Source organism: Phyllobacterium sp. K27 (assembly GCF_054796155.1).
In genome coordinates, this window is record NZ_CM139240.1 from 2,487,598 (window position 1) to 2,511,260 (window position 23,663).

General features: G+C 53.8%; 22 protein-coding genes and 1 tRNA gene. 1 reads left to right on the top strand and 22 read right to left on the bottom strand.

The features are described 5' to 3' along the window. Positions 1-36 precede the first annotated feature (36 nt). The 12 genes from rpsC to rpsL all read right to left on the bottom strand — a co-directional run bounded on the left by rpsC (position 37) and on the right by rpsL (position 8,608). Complete coding sequence (gene rpsC, locus ACYJL1_RS12155; RefSeq protein ID WP_348599985.1) at positions 37-747, bottom strand: 30S ribosomal protein S3; 711 nt, start codon at positions 745-747, stop codon at positions 37-39. Continuing rightward, entirely contained in the window at positions 747-1,136 is a 390-nt protein-coding gene (gene rplV / locus ACYJL1_RS12160; RefSeq protein ID WP_106716807.1) for a 50S ribosomal protein L22, read from the bottom strand. The genes rpsC and rplV overlap by 1 nt, the downstream gene beginning before the upstream one ends. Before the next feature lie 2 nt (positions 1,137-1,138). Next, a complete protein-coding gene (rpsS, locus tag ACYJL1_RS12165) occupies positions 1,139-1,417 on the bottom strand; it encodes a 30S ribosomal protein S19 (RefSeq protein WP_008124912.1) in 279 nt (92 codons plus the stop codon). A gap of 15 nt (positions 1,418-1,432) precedes the next feature. After that, positions 1,433-2,266, bottom strand: a complete 834-nt coding sequence (rplB, locus tag ACYJL1_RS12170; protein WP_008124910.1) for a 50S ribosomal protein L2 — start codon at positions 2,264-2,266, stop codon at positions 1,433-1,435. Between the two features lie 20 nt (positions 2,267-2,286). Next, positions 2,287-2,580: a 50S ribosomal protein L23 gene (locus tag ACYJL1_RS12175; RefSeq protein WP_460895639.1), complete on the bottom strand. Its 294-nt coding sequence runs from the start codon at positions 2,578-2,580 to the stop codon at positions 2,287-2,289. Beyond that, positions 2,577-3,197 carry a 50S ribosomal protein L4 gene (rplD, locus tag ACYJL1_RS12180; RefSeq protein ID WP_460895640.1) on the bottom strand — a complete coding sequence of 207 codons (621 nt, stop codon included), beginning with the start codon at positions 3,195-3,197 and terminating at the stop codon, positions 2,577-2,579. Before rplD ends, ACYJL1_RS12175 begins: the two co-directional genes overlap by 4 nt. Then, positions 3,197-3,946, bottom strand: a complete 750-nt coding sequence (gene rplC / locus ACYJL1_RS12185; RefSeq protein WP_115055397.1) for a 50S ribosomal protein L3 — start codon at positions 3,944-3,946, stop codon at positions 3,197-3,199. Before rplC ends, rplD begins: the two co-directional genes overlap by 1 nt. 25 nt (positions 3,947-3,971) lie before the next feature. Next, positions 3,972-4,280: a 30S ribosomal protein S10 gene (gene rpsJ / locus ACYJL1_RS12190; RefSeq protein WP_008124902.1), complete on the bottom strand. Its 309-nt coding sequence runs from the start codon at positions 4,278-4,280 to the stop codon at positions 3,972-3,974. 63 nt (positions 4,281-4,343) lie between these two features. Continuing rightward, a complete protein-coding gene (tuf, locus tag ACYJL1_RS12195; protein WP_460895641.1) occupies positions 4,344-5,519 on the bottom strand; it encodes an elongation factor Tu in 1,176 nt (391 codons plus the stop codon). 65 nt (positions 5,520-5,584) lie between these two features. Continuing rightward, the gene (gene fusA, locus ACYJL1_RS12200; protein ID WP_460895642.1) at positions 5,585-7,672 is read right to left on the bottom strand and encodes an elongation factor G; all 2,088 of its coding nucleotides are present in this window, start codon (positions 7,670-7,672) and stop codon (positions 5,585-5,587) included. Between the two features lie 33 nt (positions 7,673-7,705). Continuing rightward, positions 7,706-8,176, bottom strand: coding sequence for a 30S ribosomal protein S7 (gene rpsG / locus ACYJL1_RS12205; protein ID WP_008121762.1), 471 nt, complete (start codon positions 8,174-8,176; stop codon positions 7,706-7,708). A 60-nt stretch (positions 8,177-8,236) separates the two neighbouring features. After that, on the bottom strand, positions 8,237-8,608 hold the full coding sequence (rpsL, locus tag ACYJL1_RS12210; protein ID WP_008121760.1) for a 30S ribosomal protein S12: 372 nt from the start codon (positions 8,606-8,608) through the stop codon (positions 8,237-8,239). 456 nt (positions 8,609-9,064) lie between these two features. Here rpsL and ACYJL1_RS12215 point away from each other — a divergent pair, with 456 nt between their 5' ends. After that, entirely contained in the window at positions 9,065-9,391 is a 327-nt protein-coding gene (locus tag ACYJL1_RS12215) for a hypothetical protein (RefSeq protein ID WP_460895643.1), read from the top strand. Positions 9,392-9,734: 343 nt separating this feature from the next. Here ACYJL1_RS12215 and rpoC read toward each other — a convergent pair whose 3' ends face one another. From rpoC to tuf (ACYJL1_RS12265), 10 genes are all read right to left on the bottom strand, one after another. Continuing rightward, a complete protein-coding gene (gene rpoC / locus ACYJL1_RS12220; RefSeq protein ID WP_460895644.1) occupies positions 9,735-13,943 on the bottom strand; it encodes a DNA-directed RNA polymerase subunit beta' in 4,209 nt (1,402 codons plus the stop codon). Between the two features lie 143 nt (positions 13,944-14,086). Then, positions 14,087-18,241: a DNA-directed RNA polymerase subunit beta gene (gene rpoB / locus ACYJL1_RS12225; protein ID WP_460895645.1), complete on the bottom strand. Its 4,155-nt coding sequence runs from the start codon at positions 18,239-18,241 to the stop codon at positions 14,087-14,089. Positions 18,242-18,425: 184 nt separating this feature from the next. Further along, positions 18,426-18,800, bottom strand: coding sequence for a 50S ribosomal protein L7/L12 (gene rplL / locus ACYJL1_RS12230; protein ID WP_008121737.1), 375 nt, complete (start codon positions 18,798-18,800; stop codon positions 18,426-18,428). A gap of 49 nt (positions 18,801-18,849) precedes the next feature. Then, positions 18,850-19,368: a 50S ribosomal protein L10 gene (rplJ, locus tag ACYJL1_RS12235; protein ID WP_460895646.1), complete on the bottom strand. Its 519-nt coding sequence runs from the start codon at positions 19,366-19,368 to the stop codon at positions 18,850-18,852. A 340-nt stretch (positions 19,369-19,708) separates the two neighbouring features. Beyond that, entirely contained in the window at positions 19,709-20,407 is a 699-nt protein-coding gene (rplA, locus tag ACYJL1_RS12240) for a 50S ribosomal protein L1 (protein WP_115055813.1), read from the bottom strand. Positions 20,408-20,411: 4 nt separating this feature from the next. Next, positions 20,412-20,840 (bottom strand): 50S ribosomal protein L11, encoded by a 429-nt coding sequence (gene rplK / locus ACYJL1_RS12245; RefSeq protein ID WP_460895647.1) that lies wholly within the window; start codon positions 20,838-20,840, stop codon positions 20,412-20,414. A gap of 166 nt (positions 20,841-21,006) precedes the next feature. Further along, positions 21,007-21,537 (bottom strand): transcription termination/antitermination protein NusG, encoded by a 531-nt coding sequence (gene nusG, locus ACYJL1_RS12250; protein WP_008121728.1) that lies wholly within the window; start codon positions 21,535-21,537, stop codon positions 21,007-21,009. Between the two features lie 38 nt (positions 21,538-21,575). After that, a complete protein-coding gene (gene secE, locus ACYJL1_RS12255; RefSeq protein WP_008121726.1) occupies positions 21,576-21,776 on the bottom strand; it encodes a preprotein translocase subunit SecE in 201 nt (66 codons plus the stop codon). Between the two features lie 224 nt (positions 21,777-22,000). Further along, a tRNA-Trp gene (locus tag ACYJL1_RS12260) sits at positions 22,001-22,076 on the bottom strand. A 203-nt stretch (positions 22,077-22,279) separates the two neighbouring features. Next, positions 22,280-23,455 carry an elongation factor Tu gene (tuf, locus tag ACYJL1_RS12265; protein WP_460895641.1) on the bottom strand — a complete coding sequence of 392 codons (1,176 nt, stop codon included), beginning with the start codon at positions 23,453-23,455 and terminating at the stop codon, positions 22,280-22,282. Positions 23,456-23,663: the final 208 nt, after the last annotated feature.

Consider the following 23,663-nt stretch of genomic DNA (forward strand, 5'->3'; position numbering starts at 1 on the left):
TCTACTCCAAAATTCTCAGTTACGAAAGACGCTATTTTAAGCGTTTTCGCGACGACGGCCTGAACCCTGATGGCTGGCATCACCTTCAACAGCACGGCGTTCGGAAGCCATTGGGTCGTGCTCAAGGATTTCGCCCTTGAATACCCAGACCTTGACGCCGCAAATGCCGTAGGCAGTCTGCGCTTCAGCAGTTCCGTAATCGATATCGGCACGAAGGGTATGCAAAGGCACGCGGCCTTCACGGTACCATTCCATACGCGCAATTTCCGCACCGCCAAGACGGCCCGAGCAATTGATACGAATACCTTCTGCACCAAGACGCATTGCCGACTGAACGGCACGCTTCATGGCACGGCGGAAAGCGACGCGGCGTTCAAGCTGCTGCGCGATCGACTGGGCAACCAGAACAGCGTCTGTCTCTGGCTTGCGGACTTCGACGATATTGAGCGTTGTGTCTGCATTTGTCATTTCTGACAACTTCTTGCGCAACTTCTCGATATCGGCGCCCTTCTTGCCGATGATCAGACCTGGACGTGCAGCGTGGATCGTGACGCGGCACTTCTTGTGCGGACGCTCGATAACTACCTTCGAAATGGCAGCCTGCTTCAACTCGTCCATCAGATACTTGCGGATCTTCAGGTCTTCATGCAGCAGTTTGCCATATTCGCCTGTGTTCGCGTACCAACGCGAGTCCCAGGTGCGATTGATGCCCAGGCGGAAACCAATCGGATTAATCTTCTGGCCCATTATGCGGCCTCCCCTTTTTCCTCAGCTTCGCGAACAACGATCGTCAGATGCGAGAATGGCTTCTCGATCCGGCTTGCACGACCGCGGCCACGAACGTGGAAACGCTTCATCACGATTGACTTGCCTACATAGGCCTCAGCAACAACCAGAGTATCAACATCCAAATCATGGTTGTTCTCTGCGTTGGCGATAGCTGATTCGAGAGTCTTTTTCACCGTTCCTGCAATGCGCTTGCGCGAAAATTCCAGATCGGCAAGAGCGGCGTTAACCTTCTTGCCACGGATCAAAGCAGCCACCAGATTGAGCTTCTGAGGGCTGATGCGGAGCGTGCGGGCAACGGCTTTCGCCTCGTTGTCCTTTAGCTGGCGCGGAGCCTTAGCCTTGCCCATCGTTATTTCCTCTTCGCTTTCTTGTCCGCGCCATGACCGTAATAGGTACGCGTCGGAGCGAATTCACCAAACTTGTGTCCGATCATCTCTTCATTGACCGAAACCGGCACATGCTTGTTACCGTTGTACACACCGAAGGTCAGACCGACGAACTGTGGCAGGATCGTGGAGCGCCGGCTCCAGATCTTGATAACTTCACTGCGACCGCCCTCACGTACCTTCTCAGCCTTCTTGAGAAGATAGCCATCGATGAACGGGCCTTTCCAAACTGAACGAGCCATTTCAGACTACCTCTCTTACTTCTTGCGCTGATGACGCGAACGAGCGATGAACTTGTCCGTCGACTTATTGGAGCGCGTCTTCTTGCCCTTCGTAGGCTTGCCCCACGGAGTAACCGGATGACGTCCACCTGATGTCCGGCCTTCACCACCACCATGGGGGTGATCGACAGGGTTCATGGTGACACCACGATTGTGAGGCTTGCGACCGAGCCAACGGCTACGACCTGCTTTACCCAGGTTGATGTTGCCATGGTCAGGGTTCGATACTGCACCGACCGTTGCAAAGCAAGAACCATGTACAAGACGCTGTTCGCCCGAGTTCAGGCGAAGGATCGCCATTCCCTGGTCGCGGCCAACGAGCTGCGCATATGTACCTGCCGAGCGGGCGATCTGACCGCCCTTGCCTGGCTTCATCTCCACATTGTGGATGATGGTACCAACTGGCATGGCTGACAATGGCATTGCATTGCCTGGCTTCACGTCTGTCTGTGCGCCGGCAATAACACTGTCGCCAACTGCCAGACGCTGCGGAGCCAGGATGTAGCTCAGCTCGCCATCTTCGTAGCGGATGAGCGCAATGAATGCGGTCCGGTTCGGATCGTATTCAAGCCGTTCAACCTTGGCAGCCACGTCGTGCTTGCGGCGCTTGAAATCAACGAAGCGGTATGTGCGCTTGTGACCGCCACCCTGGAAACGCACGGTAATGCGACCAGTGTTGTTACGACCACCCTTCGACGACAAACCTTCGGTCAAGGCCTTGACAGGCTTGCCCTTGTAAAGCTCCGAACGGTCCACGATGACCAGCTGGCGCTGGCTTGGCGTGGTTGGATTATAATGTTTGAGTGCCATTGTCTTTACTCCACGGCCCCTCAGAGACCAGTCGAAATGTCGATTGACTGGCCTTCGGCCAACGTCACGACTGCTTTCTTGACATCACTCTGGCGTCCGACGATGCCGCGAAAACGCTTCACCTTGCCTTTGCGCACAGAAGTATTGACTGCAGTAACTTTCACGCGAAACAGCGCTTCGACTGCGGCCTTGATTTCCGGCTTCGTCGCCGTCTTGGCTACGTTAAAGACTACCTGGTTGTTTTCAGAAACCATGGTCGACTTTTCAGTGATAACCGGGCTGACGATCACGTCATAATGGCGAAGATCGGTCATTTGAAACGCTCCTCGAGAGCTTCAACTGCAGCCTTGGAAAGCACGAGCTTGCCACGACGCAGAATGTCATAAACATTGATGCCCTGAATTGGCAGAACATCGATGTTCGGGATGTTCGAAGCTGCGCGAGCAAAATTCGCATCGATCTCGGCACCGCCGATAAGGAGCGCATTCTGCAAGCCAAGCTTGGCGAACTGCGAAACAAGTGTCTTTGTCTTGGCTTCTGTCGCGAGCAGATCATCAATGATGATCAGATCGGATGCCTTGACCTTGGCGGACAGGGCATGACGAAGCGCAAGAGCGCGAACCTTCTTTGGCAGGTCATGGGCGTGGCTGTGAACAACCGGTCCATGGGCCTTGCCACCGCCGCGGAACTGCGGTGCACGTGCCGAATGGTGACGAGCGCGGCCCGTACCCTTCTGCTTGTACATCTTGGCGCCGGTCCGTGCGATTTCCGAACGACCCTTTGCCTTGTGCGTGCCCTGCTGCTTGCGAGCAAGCTGATAGCGGACCATGCGCTGAAGGATGTCGTCGCGTGGCTCAAGACCAAAAATCTCTTCGGAGAGTTTCAGCTTGCCGGCGTCCGCGCCTTCAAGTGTTGTAATCGTGAGATCCATTATTCGGCCCCCTCAGTTGTCTGCGCTACTTCTGCATCAGACACAGCTGCTGCGGCGTTTGCGGCATCGTCGATCAATGCGCGAAGGCCAGCTGGCTTCGGAGCATTCTCGGGCAGCGCTACCTTGACGGCATCACGCACGAGGATCCATGCACCCTTCGAACCAGGAACAGCACCACGAACCAGAATAAGGCCGCGATCCAGGTCAGTCGAAACAACTTCGATGTTCTGGGTGGTGATACGGGTTGAACCCATATGACCGGCCATCTTCTTGCCCTTGAACACTTTACCCGGATCCTGACGCTGACCGGTAGAACCGTGAGCGCGGTGAGTAACCGAGTTACCATGTGTTGCGCGGTGACCGCCGAAGTTATGGCGCTTCATCGAACCGGCAAAACCTTTACCGATTGAAGTGCCAGTCACATCGACCTTCTGGCCTGCAACGTAATGTTCGGCGGTGATCTCGACGCCGACATCTAGAAGATTGTCAGCAGAGACGCGGAATTCCGCTACTTTCGCCTTTGGTTCGACCGAAGCTGTCGCGAAATGACCGCGCAAGCTCTTCGTCGTATTCTTTACTTTGGCCAGACCAACACCGAGCTGAACGGCAGTGTAGCCATTCTTCTCGACTGTACGCTGAGCCACAACCTGGCAGTTCTCCATGCGAAGAACTGTTACCGGCACATGCTCGCCAGCGTCGTTGTAGACGCGAGTCATACCCAGTTTCTGTGCAATTACACCTGAACGCATCGGTTCATCCTTCCGTCCTCAAGCCTTACAGCTTGATCTCGACATCAACACCAGCAGACAGATCGAGCTTCATCAGCGCGTCCACAGTCTGGGGGGTCGGGTCTACGATATCGAGAAGACGCTTATGTGTGCGCATCTCGAACTGCTCGCGGCTCTTCTTGTCGATGTGCGGCGAGCGGTTAACCGTGAACTTCTCGATCCGTGTAGGTAGCGGGATCGGTCCGCGCACATTGGCACCGGTACGCTTGGCAGTCGACACGATTTCCCGCGTCGAATCGTCAAGGATCCGATGATCAAACGCCTTGAGGCGAATGCGGATGTTTTGACCGTTCATTTCATCTTTTCCTTGTTTAGCGGAGACGCCCTATAACAGGCGTCTTCCGCATAAAACCTTAATTTACTCAATGATAGAAGCGACGATGCCAGCACCGACGGTGCGGCCACCTTCACGGATAGCGAAGCGGAGCTTCTCTTCCATGGCGATTGGCACGATCAGCGTCACATCAACCGAGATGTTGTCGCCAGGCATGACCATTTCCGTACCTTCCGGCAAAGTCACAACACCCGTCACGTCTGTCGTGCGGAAGTAGAACTGTGGACGGTAGTTGGAGAAGAATGGCGTATGACGGCCACCTTCGTCCTTGGTCAGAATATAGGCTTCTGCCTTGAACTTGGTGTGCGGCTTGACCGAACCTGGCTTGGCAAGGATCTGACCGCGCTCAACGTCTTCACGGCCAACACCGCGAACCAGTGCACCGATGTTGTCGCCAGCCTGGCCCTGATCGAGCAGCTTGCGGAACATTTCAACGCCGGTAACTGTTGTCTTCGATGTCGGCTTGATGCCGATGATTTCAACTTCTTCACCAACCTTGACGATACCGCGCTCAACACGGCCAGTCACAACCGTACCACGACCGGAGATCGAGAAAACGTCTTCGATCGGCATCAGGAAGGGCTGGTCAATCGGACGCTCTGGCGTTGGGATGTACTTGTCAACTTCAGCCATCAGCGCACGAACTGCGTCTTCGCCGATTTCCTTGTTGCTGTCTTCAAGTGCAGCCAAAGCCGAACCCTTGACGATCGGTACATCGTCGCCAGGGAAATCATACTTGGAAAGAAGCTCGCGAACTTCAAGCTCAACCAGTTCAAGCAATTCAGCATCGTCAACCTGATCAACCTTGTTCAGGAACACGACAATCGCCGGAACGCCAACCTGACGGGCAAGCAGAATGTGCTCGCGGGTCTGGGGCATCGGGCCGTCAGCGGCTGACACAACCAGAATCGCGCCATCCATCTGCGCTGCACCGGTGATCATGTTCTTCACATAGTCGGCGTGGCCAGGGCAATCAACGTGTGCATAGTGACGCGCAGGCGTCTCATACTCAACGTGTGCCGTCGAAATGGTGATACCGCGTGCCTTTTCTTCCGGGGCAGCGTCAATCTGGTCATACGCCTTGAATTCACCGAAATACTTCGTAATCGCTGCCGTCAACGACGTCTTGCCATGGTCAACGTGACCAATCGTGCCGATGTTTACGTGCGGCTTGTTACGTTCAAACTTGCTCTTAGCCATCTGAGCTCTCCGTTATATGTTCGCCTGCTCAGGCTTAACTTCAACTGTCACGCGTAACCTTATGGTTACGCAAACTTCTTCTGAATTTCCTGCGCGACTGCTGCCGGGACAGGTTCGTAGTGGTCGAACTGCATGGTGTACTGTGCACGGCCCTGGCTCATCGAACGCAGGTTGCTCACATAACCAAACATGTTGGCCAGTGGGACGTTTGCGTTGACAACAGTGGCAATACCACGCGCTTCGGTACCCGAGATCTGACCACGACGTGAATTCAGATCGCCAATTACGTCACCGACGTAATCTTCAGGCGTAACAACCTCGACCTTCATGATCGGCTCGAGCAGCTGGGCACCAGCCTTCTGCGCACCTTCGCGGAATGCAGCGCGAGCTGCGATTTCGAAGGCGAGAACCGAGGAGTCGACATCATGGTAGGCACCGTCGATCAGCGTGGCTTTCACGCCGAGCATCGGGAAGCCAGCGAGCGGACCCGCACCCATGACACTTTCAATGCCCTTCTGTACGCCTGGAATGTATTCCTTCGGTACAGCACCACCGACAATCTTCGATTCGAAGATGAAATCATCACCTTCATGCGGCTCGAAGATAACCTTGATGCGAGCGAACTGGCCCGAACCACCGGACTGCTTCTTATGTGTGTAGTCGATTTCCGCTTTGCGGGTGATCGATTCACGGTAAGCAACCTGTGGGTTACCAATGTTTGCTTCAACCTTGAACTCACGACGCATACGGTCAACGAGAATATCGAGATGAAGCTCGCCCATGCCGGCGATGATTGTCTGACCGGATTCTTCATCCGTCTTGACGCGGAATGAAGGATCTTCAGCTGCCAGACGGTTGAGCGCGAGACCCATCTTTTCCTGGTCGGCCTTGGTCTTCGGTTCGATCGAAATTTCGATAACCGGATCAGGGAAGATCATGCGTTCAAGAATAACCGGCTTCAGAGGATCGCAAAGTGTATCGCCTGTTGTGGTTTCCTTGAGGCCAGCAAGAGCAACGATGTCGCCAGCAAAAGCTTCTTCGATATCTTCACGTGAGTTCGAGTGCATCTGCAACATACGGCCGATACGCTCACGCTTCAGCTTGACCGTGTTGTCGAGCGAAATGCCCTTGGTCAGCTTGCCGGAATAGATGCGGCAGAATGTCAGCGAGCCAACGAATGGATCGTTCATGATCTTGAACGCCAGCATTGACAACGGTTCATCGTCAGACGAATTGCGAACTGTGTCCGCATCGGTCTTCGGGTCGATACCCTTGATCGCAGGAACATCAATAGGCGATGGCAAGAAGTCGACAACACCGTCGAGCAAAGGCTGAACACCCTTGTTCTTGAATGCCGAACCACAGAACACCGGATGGAATTCAACGCGGCATGTACCGGTACGGATCAGTTCACGCAGCTTGTCATTGTCAGGCATGTTGCCTTCGAGATAAGCCTCGGTAGCAGCCTCGTCGACTTCAACAGCGGTTTCAATGAGCTTTTCGCGGAATTCTTCTGCACGATCCATAAGATCGGCTGGAATTTCAACAATATCCCATTCAGCACCGAGCTGTTCGTCACGCCATACAAGCGCCTTCATCTCGATCAGGTCGATAACACCCTTGAACTCTGTCTCAGCGCCGATTGGCAGCTGCATGACGAGTGCCTTGGCACCAAGACGTGTCTTGACCATATCAACGCAGCGATAGAAATCGGCGCCGGTCTTGTCCATCTTGTTGACGAAAATCATGCGTGGAACGTGATACTTCTCAGCCTGACGCCATACGGTTTCAGTCTGCGGCTCAACACCGGCGTTTGCATCGAGAAGCGCAATCGCGCCATCGAGAACGCGCAGTGAGCGCTCTACTTCAATCGTGAAGTCAACGTGGCCAGGCGTATCGATGATGTTGAAGCGACGCTTCTTGCCATCACGGCCCGTCCAATAAGTTGTGGTTGCAGCGGAAGTGATCGTGATACCACGCTCCTGCTCCTGCTCCATCCAGTCCATCGTAGCGGCGCCGTCATGGACTTCACCGATTTTGTGCGACTTGCCGGTGTAATAAAGAATACGCTCGGTCGTCGTTGTCTTGCCGGCGTCGATGTGCGCCATGATACCGAAGTTACGGTAGTCTTCGATTTTATATTCGCGGGCCATGATCTGGTGCCTCTAAGAATAGGGTTTCGACGATTACCAGCGGTAATGCGAGAATGCGCGGTTGGCTTCTGCCATGCGATGCGTGTCTTCACGCTTCTTCACAGCCGAGCCGCGGTTGTTTGCAGCGTCGAGAAGTTCACCTGACAGGCGATCGACCATTGTCGTCTCATTGCGGCCACGGGCTGCATTGATCAGCCAACGGATTGCAAGAGCCTGACGGCGCTCCGGACGAACATCGACCGGTACCTGGTAAGTCGCGCCACCAACGCGGCGTGAACGCACTTCTACGTGCGGCGCTACATTGTCGAGAGCCTGATGGAACAGGGCAACCGGCTCCTGCTTGCTCTTGGCTTCGACCGACTCAAGCGCACCGTAAACGATACGTTCAGCAATCGACTTCTTGCCATGATGCATGACTGCATTCATGAACTTCGTCAGAACGAGATCGCCGAACTTTGGATCCGGGTTGATCTCACGCTTTTCTGCACTATGGCGTCTGGACATATTCTTTGTCTCTTATCTGCATCGGGTTGACCTACCTGGTGGCCAAAGTCCCGGAAAATCTTACTTCGGACGCTTCGCACCGTACTTGGAACGGCGCTGCTTACGATTCTTGACGCCCTGAGTATCCAGAACACCACGGATGATGTGGTAACGAACACCCGGCAAATCCTTTACACGACCGCCGCGGATCATCACGACAGAGTGCTCCTGAAGGTTGTGACCCTCACCCGGAATATATCCGATGACTTCGAAGCCGTTGGTCAAACGCACCTTGGCGACCTTACGCAGAGCCGAGTTCGGCTTCTTCGGTGTCGTCGTATAGACGCGAGTGCAAACGCCGCGCTTTTGCGGGTTTTCCTGCAAGGCAGGGACTTTATTGCGCTTTACCGGCGCAGTGCGCGGCTTGCGGATCAACTGGTTTACGGTAGGCATTCAACCTTCCCTCTTTGTAATGCGTAACAAAGCGCTAGCGCTTCGGCACAAATCTCGTATCTTCGCCCGTCAGGGCCGTTTCAGCGCCATGCTCATGCACGAATTCGGGCAACTAAACCACCCCAAGGGTGGTTGCCCGAATAAAAGCAGAGGAAGCCTGAAGGCCTCATGCGAGCGGCAAATTGCATTTCGTTCGTAAAACGAACCCTGTTTGAGATGAACTCCAGAGCGTGTCGCTCCGAAATGGCCAATCTCACATCGGCTCAGATGGGCTGCTGATACTGGGGTTTGGGCCTTTCGTCAAGCCTGAACCGCCAATATTCTTCATGCGCACAGCATTTGCTGGCGCTTTTGCATCCTGAAGACCGATAGTTTCGCTGAACAATCGTTAATTCAAGTTAAATTTCGTTTTCTTCACAGAGATTCACACCGACTCGGGTGTCAGGCCGACTCGTTATGTCTATTCTCACGGTAGAAATCGAAGAATCGGGAATCACACCAATGCCAACTGACAATCCGGAACCAGTAATCGTTCATCTCGTCGTTGCTGATGTCTGGAAAGCAAAGCAAGAAGAGCCGCTTCAGGTTCACCTTCTTCTCATGCGGGATGATTCTGAAGGGTTGGTCGACTTCGCCCTGCAGATTCTCGCCAATGAAGGTTATGATGAAGCAGAGCTGCTTGAGATCGGCACCTTGACAGAAGAGCCAACGGAAGAGCCCCACCTATCCGCCTATAAGAATGCCCTGACCGGCCAGATAGCGATGATAGAGTTTAATGAGTAACTGTCGTGCAGGGCGATAAGTGCGCAACGTTCCTGATAATGTTCATACTGGCGAAAAGTGCAACCCGGCGCGCCTTTTGATTGCGAACCACATCACATTCCAAGGTAATCCTTCAAATCGGCTCCCTACCCTTTCCAGGCAAGTTCAATTGCCATTGATGAACATTGGAAATCCCGTCAGCGGGTTCGGATAATCCGAGCGATCTTGCAGAAAAAACAACAATTCTTGCGGAAAAATCTCTATCATGAGTAGCGGTCTGGTTGCCTTCGGTTGAAACCGCCAATGAAAAAGGCCGCCCGGGATTTCTCCGGGGCGGCCTTTTGGTTTGGATTGGCTAACCAGCTTACTCGGCTGGCTGACCTGTCATGTCTGTCAGCATCGGGCCGGCTTTCGCGGCACTTGCTCCAGCTTCCTTGCGGCGCTCGTCGATGATCAACTCGTCGCGAGCTCCGGCAATGCGGCGGATCTGCTTGACCGTTCCACCTGTACCTGCCGGGATCAAACGTCCAACGATGACGTTCTCCTTCAGGCCCTGCAGAGCATCCATCTTGCCGGCAACAGCAGCTTCCGTGAGGACGCGTGTTGTTTCCTGGAAGGATGCAGCCGAGATGAACGATGGTGTCTGCAAAGAAGCCTTGGTGATGCCGAGCAGCACCGGAGTGCCGTAGCCTGGCTTCTTGCCATCTTCTTCAAGACGTTCGTTAATTTCGTCCAGCTCGATCCGGTCGACATGATCACCAGCAATGAAGCCTGTGTCACCGGACTCAGTGATTTCGACCTTCTGCAGCATCTGGCGAACAATCACTTCAATGTGCTTGTCGTTGATCAGAACGCCCTGCAAACGATAGACTTCCTGAATTTCATTGACGAGGTATGAAGCCAAAGCTTCCACGCCCTTGATCGCCAGAATGTCATGCGGTGCCGGATTGCCATCGAGAATATAATCGCCCTTTTCGATAGCATCGCCATCCTGAAGATGGAAAGGCTTGCCCTTGGGGATCAGATACTCAACAGGCTCAAGTGTCTCATCATTCGGTTCGATGACGATGCGGCGCTTGTTCTTGTAATCGCGGCCAAAACGAACCGTACCATCAATCTCTGCGATGATAGCGTGATCCTTTGGACGACGAGCTTCGAACAGTTCCGCAACGCGTGGAAGACCACCCGTGATGTCCTTGGTCTTGGCGCTTTCCATCGGAATACGCGCAAGAACGTCACCAGCCTTAACGTGCGAGCCCGGCTCGACCGAAAGGATGGATTCCACCGATAGCTGGAAGCGTGCGTCGCCGCCCTTAGCCAGTTTCAGTACCTTGCCTGCCTTGTCTTTGACCACGATTGCCGGCTTCAGATCTGAACCGCGCGGTGTCGAGCGCCAGTCGATAACCACGCGCTTGGTGATACCGGTGGACTCGTCCGTGGTTTCGGTAACCGAAAGACCATCAACCATGTCTTCGAATTCGACATGACCTTCGACTTCCGTCATGACCGGGCGGGTATAAGGATCCCACTCGGCAACGCGCTGGCCACGCTTAACCGTATCGCCGTCATCGATATAAATGCGCGAACCATAAGTAACGCGGTGTGTCGCGCGTTCCTTGCCCGTTGCATCCAAGATGACAACCGCCATATTGCGGCCCATGACAACCAGATGACCATCAGAGTTACGCACAACGTTACGGTTGCGGATTTGCACCGTGCCTTCATAGCTGGCTTCGAGGAACGACTGATCGACAACCTGCGCTGTACCACCAAGGTGGAACGTACGCATGGTCAACTGCGTGCCTGGCTCACCAATCGACTGGGCAGCGATAACACCGACTGCCTCGCCCTGGTTGACCGGCGTACCACGGGCCAAATCACGGCCGTAGCACTTGGCGCAGATACCGCCACGGGTCTCACAGGTAAGAGCCGAACGAATGCGTATCGACTGAACACCAGCCTTTTCAATGGCATCGATATCGAACTCGTCGATGATATTGCCACCAGTCACAAGCACTTCGCCTGAAACCGGGTGCAGAATATCTTCAAGCGCTGTACGACCGAGAACGCGCTGACCAATCGTCGCAACGACCTGACCGGCATCAACGATCGGCTGCATTGTAAGGCCAGTTGTGGTGCCGCAATCAACCGAGATGACGATGCAATCTTGAGCGACGTCAACCAGACGGCGTGTCAGATAACCGGAGTTAGCCGTCTTCAAGGCAGTATCTGCAAGTCCCTTACGGGCACCGTGGGTCGAGTTGAAGTACTCGTTCACGGTCAGACCTTCTTTGAAGTTCGAAATGATCGGCGTTTCGATGATTTCGCCCGACGGCTTGGCCATCAGACCGCGCATACCGCCCAACTGACGCATCTGGTTCGGAGAACCACGAGCGCCGGAGTGCGACATCATATAAATCGAGTTCATCTGCTTCTGGCGGCCAGTAACAGGATCAAACTCGACAGCCTTAATGCGGGCCATCATTTCATCGGCGACCTTCTCGGTGCACTTGCCCCAAGCGTCAACGACCTTGTTGTACTTCTCGCCCTGAGTGATCAGGCCGTCATTGTACTGCTGTTCGTATTCAGTCGCCAAAGCTTCGGTTTCAGCAACCAGCTTCGCTTTGGTTTCCGGAATAACCATATCGTCCTTGCCGAACGAAATACCGGCGCGGCAAGCATGGCTGAAGCCGAGCTGCATGATGCGATCGCAGAAAATGACCGTCTCTTTCTGTCCGCAGTGGCGATAGACCGTATCGATCATCTTGGAGATGTTCTTCTTGGTCATTTCCTGATTGCAGATATCAAAAGGCACATTGTGGTGCTTGGGCAGAAGCTCACCGATAATCATTCGGCCAGGCGTCGTTTCGAAAATCTTCGAAGTCGGCTTTCCGTCTGCGTCAATGCTCTTGAAGCGGCCTTTGATTTTGGTGTGCAAGGTTACAGCACCGCTACCGATAGCGTGGTGAAGTTCACCCATATCGGCGAAAGCCATGCCTTCGCCCGGTTCCTTCGCCGCAACGATCGACAGATAGTACAGGCCGAGAACCATGTCTTGCGACGGAACGATAACCGGCAGACCATTTGCAGGGTGCAGGATGTTGTTCGTCGACATCATCAGAACGCGCGCTTCAAGCTGCGCTTCCAGCGACAGCGGCACGTGTACAGCCATCTGGTCACCGTCGAAATCCGCGTTGAAGGCGGTACATACGAGCGGATGCAGCTGGATTGCCTTGCCTTCGATCAGGGTGGGTTCAAATGCCTGAATACCAAGACGGTGAAGCGTCGGCGCACGGTTCAAGAGAACCGGATGCTCGCGGATGACCTCGTCCAGAATATCCCAGACTTCGGGCTTTTCCTTTTCAACCAGCTTCTTTGCCTGCTTGACGGTTGAGGAATAACCCTTCGCATCAAGACGAGCGTAGATAAATGGCTTGAACAGTTCGAGCGCCATCTTCTTTGGCAAACCGCACTGGTGAAGCTTCAGCTCAGGACCGGTCACGATAACCGAACGACCGGAATAATCGACGCGCTTGCCGAGAAGGTTCTGGCGGAAGCGGCCCTGCTTGCCCTTGAGCATATCGGACAGCGACTTTAGCGGACGCTTGTTGGCACCAGTAATAACACGGCCGCGACGACCATTATCGAACAACGCATCTACCGATTCCTGAAGCATACGCTTCTCGTTGCGGATGATGATGCCAGGAGCGCGCAGTTCGATCAGACGCTTCAAACGGTTGTTACGATTGATGACGCGACGATAAAGATCGTTAAGGTCGGACGTGGCGAAACGTCCGCCGTCCAATGGAACCAGAGGACGCAGATCCGGAGGAATAACCGGAACAATCTTCATGATCATCCATTCCGGACGGTTACCCGATTCCAGGAAGTTTTCGACGATCTTCAAACGCTTCATCAGTTTCTTCTGCTTCAGATCGGACGTTGTTGTCGCCAGATCTTCACGCAGCTCGCCAGCAATCTTTTCCAAATCCATGGAAGCGAGCAGCTCATGAATTGCTTCGGCACCGATCAGCGCAGTGAAGGAATCTTCACCATACTCATCGACAGCAATCATGTATTCTTCTTCCGAAAGAAGCTGGTGCTCCTTCAGTGCTGTCAGGCCCGGCTCGGTCACAATGTAGTTCTCGAAATAGAGAACGCGCTCGATACCCTTGAGGGTCATATCAAGCAATGTACCGATGCGGCTTGGCAGGGACTTCAGGAACCAGATATGCGCAACTGGCGCAGCAAGTTCGATATGGCCCATGCGCTCACGGCGAACACGTGACAGCGTGACTTCTACGCCGCACTTTTCGCAGATGATGCCCTTGTACTTCATACGCTTGTACTTGCCGCACAAGCATTCATAGTCCTTGATCGGCCCGAAGATCCGAGCACAGAAAAGACCATCCCGCTCCGGTTTAAAGGTGCGGTAGTTGATCGTCTCCGGCTTCTTGATCTCACCGTATGACCAGGACAGAATCTTCTCAGGGCTGGCGATCGAAATCCTGATGGAATCGAATGCCTGCACAGGCGCCTGAGGATTGAAAAGATTCATGACCTCTTGGTTCATGCCGTTTCTCCATGGGGCAAAAAGTGCCCTCTCCTTGCGATGAATATCCGCCACCGCGGTCCATCTAGATCAAATGCCGCTTCTTCAGCGGCTCGAAACGAATGTCTGGGGTGCGCGAAACTGCTCGCGCACCCCGACCTTTTTTATTCTGCAGCGTCAGGCAAAGCCTGCTGCTGTTCCTGCTGGCGTGTATCGTCCAACTCGACATTCAGACCGAGCGAACGCATTTCCTTAACGAGAACGTTGAAGCTCTCCGGAATGCCTGCTTCGAACGTATCATCGCCACGGACGATCGCTTCATAGACCTTGGTACGACCGGCGACGTCATCGGACTTGACCGTGAGCATTTCCTGCAGCGTGTAAGCCGCACCATATGCTTCCAGTGCCCAGACCTCCATTTCACCGAAGCGCTGACCGCCGAACTGGGCCTTACCACCCAGAGGCTGCTGCGTAACGAGCGAATATGGTCCGATCGAACGGGCGTGGATCTTGTCATCGACCAGATGGTGCAGCTTCAACATATAGATGTAGCCGACAGTTACCTGACGATCAAAAGTTTCACCCGTACGTCCGTCGTACAGTGTCGACTGACCGGAAGACTTGAGGCCTGCCTGTTCCAGCATCACATTGATGTCTGGCTCATGCGCGCCATCAAACACTGGCGTTGCAATCGACACACCGCGTTTCATCTGCTCGCCAAGACGAACGATGCTTTCATCGTCGTAATTGCGAACCGGTTCGTTGCGGTCATTGTCCGGGATGATCGACTCGATCGTCGCCCGAAGCGGAGCAATGTCGCCCTGCTCGCCCTGTGCGTGCTGTGCCTTATAGGCTTCGATCAGTTCCCCGATCTTCTTGCCCATTCCAGCGCATGCCCAGCCCAGATGCGTCTCAAGGATCTGACCGACGTTCATTCGGCTCGGCACACCAAGCGGATTGAGAACGATGTCAACATGCGTTCCATCTTCAAGGAACGGCATATCCTCAACAGCAGCAATACGCGAAACAACACCCTTATTGCCGTGACGGCCAGCCATCTTGTCGCCTGGCTGGATCTTGCGCTTCACAGCGACAAAGACCTTGACCATCTTCATGACCCCTGGAGGCATCTCGTCGCCGCGCTGGACCTTCTCGACCTTATCCATGAAGCGCTGTTCAAGCAACTTCTTGGAGTCGTCATACTGGTTGCGCAGAGCTTCGATCTCGCCCTGGATCTTTTCGTCTTCGACAGCAAACTGCCACCACTGCGAACGCGGGTATTCACCCATAACGTCCTGCGTAACGACTGTGCCCTTCTTGAATGCTTTCGGTCCAGCAACAGCAGATTTGCCATTGAGAACGTCAGCGAGACGGCCATAGACGTTGCGGTCCAGGATAGCCTGCTCGTCGTCGCGGTCCTTGGCCAAACGCTCGATTTCCTCGCGTTCGATTGCCATGGCACGTTCGTCCTTTTCAACGCCGTGGCGATTGAAAACGCGAACTTCCACAACCGTACCGTAAGTCCCGGGCGGCATGCGCATCGAGGTGTCACGAACGTCGGAAGCCTTTTCACCAAAAATGGCGCGCAAAAGCTTTTCTTCCGGTGTCATCGGGCTTTCGCCCTTTGGTGTGATCTTACCGACGAGAATATCGCCCGGCTGAACTTCCGCACCGATGTAGACTATACCGGCTTCGTCCAGATTCTTCAGCGCTTCTTCCGAAACATTCGGAATATCGCGTGTGATTTCTTCCGGTCCAAGCTTCGTGTCGCGAGCCATGACTTCAAACTCCTCGATGTGGATCGAGGTGAAGACGTCATCCGAAACGATCTTTTCAGAAAGCAGGATGGAATCTTCGTAGTTATAGCCGTTCCAAGGCATGAACGCGACGAGCACGTTGCGGCCGAGCGCCAAATCACCAAGGTCCGTTGAAGGACCGTCAGCGATGATGTCACCCTTTTCGATCCGGTCGCCTACACGAACCAACGGACGCTGATTGATGCAGGTGTTCTGGTTCGAACGCTGGAACTTCATCAGGCGATAAATATCGACGCCTGACTTGCCCGGAACGAGGTCTTCCGTAGCGCGAATAACGATACGAGTAGCGTCAACCTGATCGACAATACCTGTACGGCGCGCACCGATGGCAGCACCGGAATCGCGAGCAACAACCGGTTCCATACCTGTTCCGACGAATGGCGCTTCAGCACGAACCAGAGGAACGGCCTGACGCTGCATATTCGAGCCCATCAGAGCGCGGTTGGCGTCGTCGTTTTCCAGGAACGGAATAAGCGCTGCGGCAACCGAAACAAGCTGCTTTGGCGAAACGTCCATCAGGTCCACGTTTTCGCGTGGAGCCATCAGAACTTCACCCGCATGACGGCAGACAACGAATTCGTCTGTAAACGCACCGGAAGCGTCGAGTTCCACATTGGCCTGCGCCACGTGATACTTGGCCTCTTCCATTGCCGACAGATAAACGACGTCGTCTGTCACCTTGCCATCGATAATCTTGCGGTACGGGCTTTCGATGAAGCCGTACTTGTTGACCCGGGCAAAGGTTGCGAGCGAGTTGATCAGACCGATATTCGGGCCTTCCGGCGTTTCAATCGGGCAGATACGGCCGTAATGCGTCGGATGAACGTCGCGAACTTCGAAGCCTGCACGTTCGCGGGTCAAACCGCCAGGTCCCAAAGCTGAAAGACGACGCTTGTGCGTGATCTCAGACAGCGGGTTGGTCTGATCCATGAACTGTGAAAGCTGCGAGGAACCGAAGAACTCGCGAACCGCAGCAGCTGCTGGCTTCGCATTGATCAGATCCTGCGGCATGACAGTGTCGATTTCGATGGACGACATGCGTTCCTTGATGGCGCGCTCCATGCGAAGCAGACCAACACGGTACTGGTTTTCCATCAACTCGCCGACAGAACGAACGCGGCGGTTACCGAGATTGTCGATGTCATCGATTTCACCGCGACCATCGCGCAGATCAACCAGCATCTTGACCACAGCCAGAATGTCTTCCTTGCGCAGGATACGGACAGTGTCTTCCGCATCCAGATCAAGGCGCATATTCATCTTCACGCGGCCAACAGCCGACAGATCATAGCGTTCGCTGTCGAAGAACAGCGACTTGAACATGGCTTCTGCCGAGTCGATTGTCGGTGGCTCACCAGGGCGCATCACACGATAGATATCGAACAATGCATCCTGACGGCTCTCGTTCTTGTCCACAGCAAGCGTATTGCGAATATATGGTCCGATGTTGACGTGATCGATATCGAGAACGTTGATTTCCGAAACGCCTGTGTCGAGCAGAACCTTAAGTGTCTTCTCATCAAGCTCATCGCCGGCTTCAAGATAAACTTCACCGGTTTCCATGTTGACGATATCTTCGGCAAGATATGAGCCGAGCAGATCGTCTTCAGTCGCCTTGATGAACTTCAAGCCTTTTTCAGCAAGCTGCTTGGCGCTGCGTGCAGTCAGCTTCTTACCGGTTTCGAGGATAACCTCGCCAGTATCAGCGTCGATAACGTCTGTGGTCGCCTTGAAGCCGCGGAAACGGTCAACGGAGAACGGAATACGCCATGTATCGCCATCACGGTTGAATGTGAGCGCGTTATAGAATGTTGACAGGATCTCTTCTGGATCCATGCCAAGCGCCATCAACAGAGACGTTGCCGGAATTTTACGGCGGCGGTCGATACGTGCGTACACTACATCCTTGGCATCGAATTCGATATCGAGCCATGAGCCGCGATAAGGAATGACGCGCGCAGCAAACAGAAGCTTGCCGGACGAATGGGTTTTGCCCTTGTCGTGATCGAAGAATACGCCCGGTGAACGGTGCATCTGCGAAACGATCACGCGCTCGGTGCCGTTTACTATGAACGTACCATTATCGGTCATGAGCGGCATATCGCCCATGTAAACGTCCTGTTCCTTGATGTCCTTGATCGACTTCGCGCCGGTATCTTCATCGATATCGAACACGATAAGGCGCAGCGTCACCTTGAGCGGCGCTGCGTATGTCAGATCGCGCTGACGGCATTCGTCAACGTCGAATTTTGGAGCTTCGAACTCGTACTTGACGAATTCGAGCATGGAAGCACCAGAGAAATCCTGGATCGGGAAAACAGACTTGAACACAGCCTGCAAACCTTCGTCCAAACGTCCGCCCTTGGGCTCTTCCACCATCAGAAACTGATCGTAGGAAGCCTTTTGAACCTCAATGAGGTTCGGCATCTCTGCGACTTCCGGAATCTTACCGAAAAACTTGCGTACGCGCCTACGACCATTGAAAGAATGGGTCTGAGCCATCGTCGCTCCTCGTCTTTATGCCAGAAACTGGCCTGTTTCTTAAAACCGCGTATGCGGCCCCGTGAACGGGACAAAACCCGTTTCCTGAAAGCACTAATTTGCCATCAGGAAAAGGGTTGAGTACCGGGCCCTCCGGAGAGGGTAGTCGGCGGACAGGTTGCGCTGCCCGCCAATAACGCAAGGATTACTTGAGTTCGACCTTGGCGCCAGCTGCTTCGAGCTGTGCTTTGATCTTGTCAGCTTCGTCCTTGGCTGCGCCTTCTTTAACTGCCTTAGGAGCAGCTTCAACGAGGTCCTTGGCTTCTTTCAGGCCAAGACCGGTGATTGCGCGGACTTCCTTGATCACGTTGATCTTGTTAGCGCCGGCATCGGTCAGAACGACGTCGAATTCAGTCTTTTCTTCAACAGCAGCTGCAACTGCACCACCGCCAGCAGCGGCAACAGCAACAGGAGCAGCAGCAGAAACGCCCCACTTCTCTTCAAGAAGCTTGGAAAGTTCCGCAGCTTCAAGAACTGTAAGGTTGGACAGGTCTTCTACGATCTTTGCGAGATCAGTCATTGTGATATTCCTTTACAAGGTTCGATATATATTGACAGCGAGAACGGCCTTATGCCGCTTCGTCCTTCCGGGCATAGGCGCCAAAAACGCGGGCGAGCTGAGCTGCCGGTGCGTTTACGACCTGAGCGATGCGAGATGCTGGTGTCTGGATCATACCAACCAGCTTTGCGCGCAACTCGTCGAGTGATGGAAGTGCGGCAAGTGCCTTCACGCCATCTGCATCAAGAGTTGTTGCTCCCATTGAGCCGCCGAGGATAACGAGCTTGTCGTTGCCCTTGGCAAATTCAATGGCGATCTTTGGTGCCGTAATCGGATCATTGGAATAGGCAACAAGTGTCTGACCTACGAACAGGTCAGAGATGCCTTCCGATTCCGTGCCTTGAAGAGCGATCTTGGCAAGGCGGTTCTTCGCGACTTTAACAGTACCACCAGCATCACGCATCTTGGAGCGAAGATCGCTCAGCTGCGCAACGGTGAGACCGGTATAGTGGGCCACGACAACTGAACCGGAATCCTTGAAGACCCCATTCAGCCAAGTGACAAATTCGCGCTTTTCCGCTTTTTCCACTGTCTCTCTCCATTTGGCAGAAATGCGATATTGCATTCCTGCCGGGTTGCCTTTTGTTGCAAGCCTTCAGTCCGAAAACTGAAACTAGACAACAGTTGAGGATCCTGTCCCCCCTGCTTCGCCGGATTGGCTGCAAGCGAAAGGCAACTACGGTTCGAACCTTGTTCTTTGGGCAAAACCCTCAAATCAAAGTTTTTCCACGTCTCATGCGGGTTCTTGGTGAATTAAGGCGAACCACCCGCAATCTCGGACAGGATAACTGGACTTTCGCCCAATTATCCAGGCCCCGAAAGGCCTGGAATTCTTTTCAATCAAGCAGTTATGCTTGAAATCTCAACAGTTACGCAATGCGAACTGTTGCAGGATCAATCTTTACGCCAGCGCCCATCGTCGAAGAAATCGCAACGCGCTTGACATACTCGCCCTTGGAACCAGCAGGTTTTGCCTTGGTTACCGCATCGGCAAAAGCCTTGATGTTCTCTTCAAGAGCCTTGGCATCAAAGGAAGCCTTGCCAACGCCAGCATGAATGATACCGGCCTTTTCAACACGGAACTCAACAGCGCCACCCTTTGAAGCCTTGACGGCAGCGGTGACGTCCGTGGTAACCGTACCAACCTTCGGGTTTGGCATCATGCCGCGAGGTCCGAGAACCTTACCGAGACGTCCAACGAGCGGCATCATGTCCGGCGTCGCAATGCAGCGATCGAAATCGATCTTGCCGCCATTGACGATCTCAAACAGATCTTCCGCACCGACAATATCTGCACCGGCAGCCGTGGCTTCATCAGCCTTGGCACCGCGCGCAAACACGGCAACACGAACTGTACGGCCAGTGCCGTTCGGCAGGTTGACAACGCCGCGAACCATCTGGTCCGCATGGCGAGGATCAACACCAAGATTCATTGCAACTTCGATAGTTTCGTCAAACTTGGCGACTGCGCGCTCCTTGACCATGGCAATCGCCGAAGTCAGATCATAGAGCTTGTTGCGGTCAATGCCTTCACGAACCTTCGCTACGCGCTTTGCTACTTTTGCCATTGGATCAGCCCACCACTTCCAGGCCCATCGAACGGGCAGAACCTTCGACCATGCGCATTGCAGACTCAACGTCTGCCGCATTCAGGTCCTTCATCTTTGCTTCAGCGATTTCGCGGACTTTCTCGCGCGTAACCTTACCAGCAACGATCTTACCTGGCTCTTTCGAACCGGACTTCAGGTTTGCGGCCTTCTTGAGGAAGTAGGAAACCGGAGCGGTTTTCATTGCAAAAGTGAAGGACTTGTCCTGATAATATGTAATCACGACTGGAACAGGCGAACCCTTTTCCATTTCCTGCGTAGCCGCATTGAAGGCCTTGCAGAACTCCATGATGTTAATGCCGCGCTGACCAAGTGCCGGTCCGATTGGCGGGGATGGCGTTGCCGATCCTGCCGAAACCTGCAGCTTGAGCTGGCCTGCTATTTTCTTAGCCATTATACTCTGCCTTATGGTTATGCCGGATAAACCGGCACTTTTACATTATGCTGGAAAACCAGCGGTTGCAGTTTGGTGGTTCGGCTTGGAAACCCGGCTAAGGCCTCTCACCTCCCACCTTTTCGTCACCGAAGTGACAGGACAACTCTAAGAGCCACCCCAATAATCAGACTTTTTCAACCTGACCAAATTCCAAATCGACAGGAGTCGCACGACCAAAGATCGAAACCTCTACCTTGAGGCGTGAACGCTCTTCATCAACTTCCTGTACCGTACCGTTGAACGATGCAAACGGACCATCAGCAACACGAACACTCTCGCCAATCTCGAACGAGATCGATGCCTTGGGACGCTCAACACCCTCCTGAACCTGAGTCAAGATGCGCTCGGCTTCCTTGTCGGAAATTGCGATCGGCTTATTATCCGAACCCAAAAAACCGGTTACTTTCGGCGTGTTCTTGATCAAATGATATGCATCATCCGTCAAATCAGCACGAACCATGACATAGCCCGGGAAGAACTTGCGCTCGGCATCAACCTTTCGGCCCCGGCGCACTTCAACCACTTTTTCGGTCGGAACGAGGATCTTTTCAAAAAGATGCGACAGACCCTTCTGTCGTGCCTTTTCTTCGATCGACTCGGCGACCTTCTTCTCAAAATTCGAATAGGCGTGAACGATATACCAGCGCGCGGTCATTGTTGAATTCCCAATCCCGATTTTCTTGTCAGCCTGCGTTAACGACCAAGACCGAGAATGAGGTCAATCCCGTATGCCATCAACTGATCAGCTGCGAAAAAAAAGATCGCAGCAAAGAACGCCATTATCATCACCATCGCAGTGGAAATGAGCGTTTCGCGACGCGAAGGCCATGTGACCTTTGCGGTTTCAGCGCGCACTTGCTGAAAAAAAGTTATTGGATTCGTTTTGGATGCCATTTACCGCTCGTGCGTGTCATTTCACTGCAAACATACTGCATTAATAATAAAATGCCGACTGTTCACACCATTACGGCCCGTAAAGCTGATTATTCAGCTCCACGCACCGCGTGTCTGTTGATGTTACATAGAACCGATTCCGGTAAAACACAAGGCCCCAGAGTCAATTCCTTCTCAACATCTGCCAATTACACCATCCAATCGTGTACGGGCAGACTATATGATGGCAGGGGAGACAGGATTCGAACCTGCGACCTACGGTTTTGGAGACCGCCGCTCTACCAACTGAGCTACTCCCCTATCTTCGAGGCGTACATTCCACAAAGCCGTGGCCTTTTCAAGAGCCAATACGCGACTTCTTACGCCATGCGGCAAAATTGTCTGCCGAACTCCCGCCAATAGCGATTTGCTTCGCGCAGTTCCGAATCACGCTTGGCTGCCGTTAAGCAAAAAGGGCGATCCAATGGACCGCCCTTTTCGATTTGAGCTGTCAGATGACAGTTTTACTCAATGATAGAAGCGACGATGCCAGCACCGACGGTGCGGCCACCTTCACGGATAGCGAAGCGGAGCTTCTCTTCCATGGCGATTGGCACGATCAGCGTCACATCAACCGAGATGTTGTCGCCAGGCATGACCATTTCCGTACCTTCCGGCAAAGTCACAACACCCGTCACGTCTGTCGTGCGGAAGTAGAACTGTGGACGGTAGTTGGAGAAGAATGGCGTATGACGGCCACCTTCGTCCTTGGTCAGAATATAGGCTTCTGCCTTGAACTTGGTGTGCGGCTTGACCGAACCTGGCTTGGCAAGGATCTGACCGCGCTCAACGTCTTCACGGCCAACACCGCGAACCAGTGCACCGATGTTGTCGCCAGCCTGGCCCTGATCGAGCAGCTTGCGGAACATTTCAACGCCGGTAACTGTTGTCTTCGATGTCGGCTTGATGCCGATGATTTCAACTTCTTCACCAACCTTGACGATACCGCGCTCAACACGGCCAGTCACAACCGTACCACGACCGGAGATCGAGAAAACGTCTTCGATCGGCATCAGGAAGGGCTGGTCAATCGGACGCTCTGGCGTTGGGATGTACTTGTCAACTTCAGCCATCAGCGCACGAACTGCGTCTTCGCCGATTTCCTTGTTGCTGTCTTCAAGTGCAGCCAAAGCCGAACCCTTGACGATCGGTACATCGTCGCCAGGGAAATCATACTTGGAAAGAAGCTCGCGAACTTCAAGCTCAACCAGTTCAAGCAATTCAGCATCGTCAACCTGATCAACCTTGTTCAGGAACACGACAATCGCCGGAACGCCAACCTGACGGGCAAGCAGAATGTGCTCGCGGGTCTGGGGCATCGGGCCGTCAGCGGCTGACACAACCAGAATCGCGCCATCCATCTGCGCTGCACCGGTGATCATGTTCTTCACATAGTCGGCGTGGCCAGGGCAATCAACGTGTGCATAGTGACGCGCAGGCGTCTCATACTCAACGTGTGCCGTCGAAATGGTGATACCGCGTGCCTTTTCTTCCGGGGCAGCGTCAATCTGGTCATACGCCTTGAATTCACCGAAATACTTCGTAATCGCTGCCGTCAACGACGTCTTGCCATGGTCAACGTGACCAATCGTGCCGATGTTTACGTGCGGCTTGTTACGTTCAAACTTGCTCTTAGCCATAATCGTCGTTCTCTCGTCATCACAACCGGTCTAGAGGCCGGTACCATGTTTGTAGTCAGACGAGACAGCGAGCCGTCCGTCAGCACAGTCACCTGCCCGGCCAAACACGACCGATCCAGGTTGGGTTTGTCTTGGGTTATGCTCGTTCATATGGGGACACATGAGCGGCGTACAAGCTCAAGACAAAATCGAAGAGCACCATACGCGC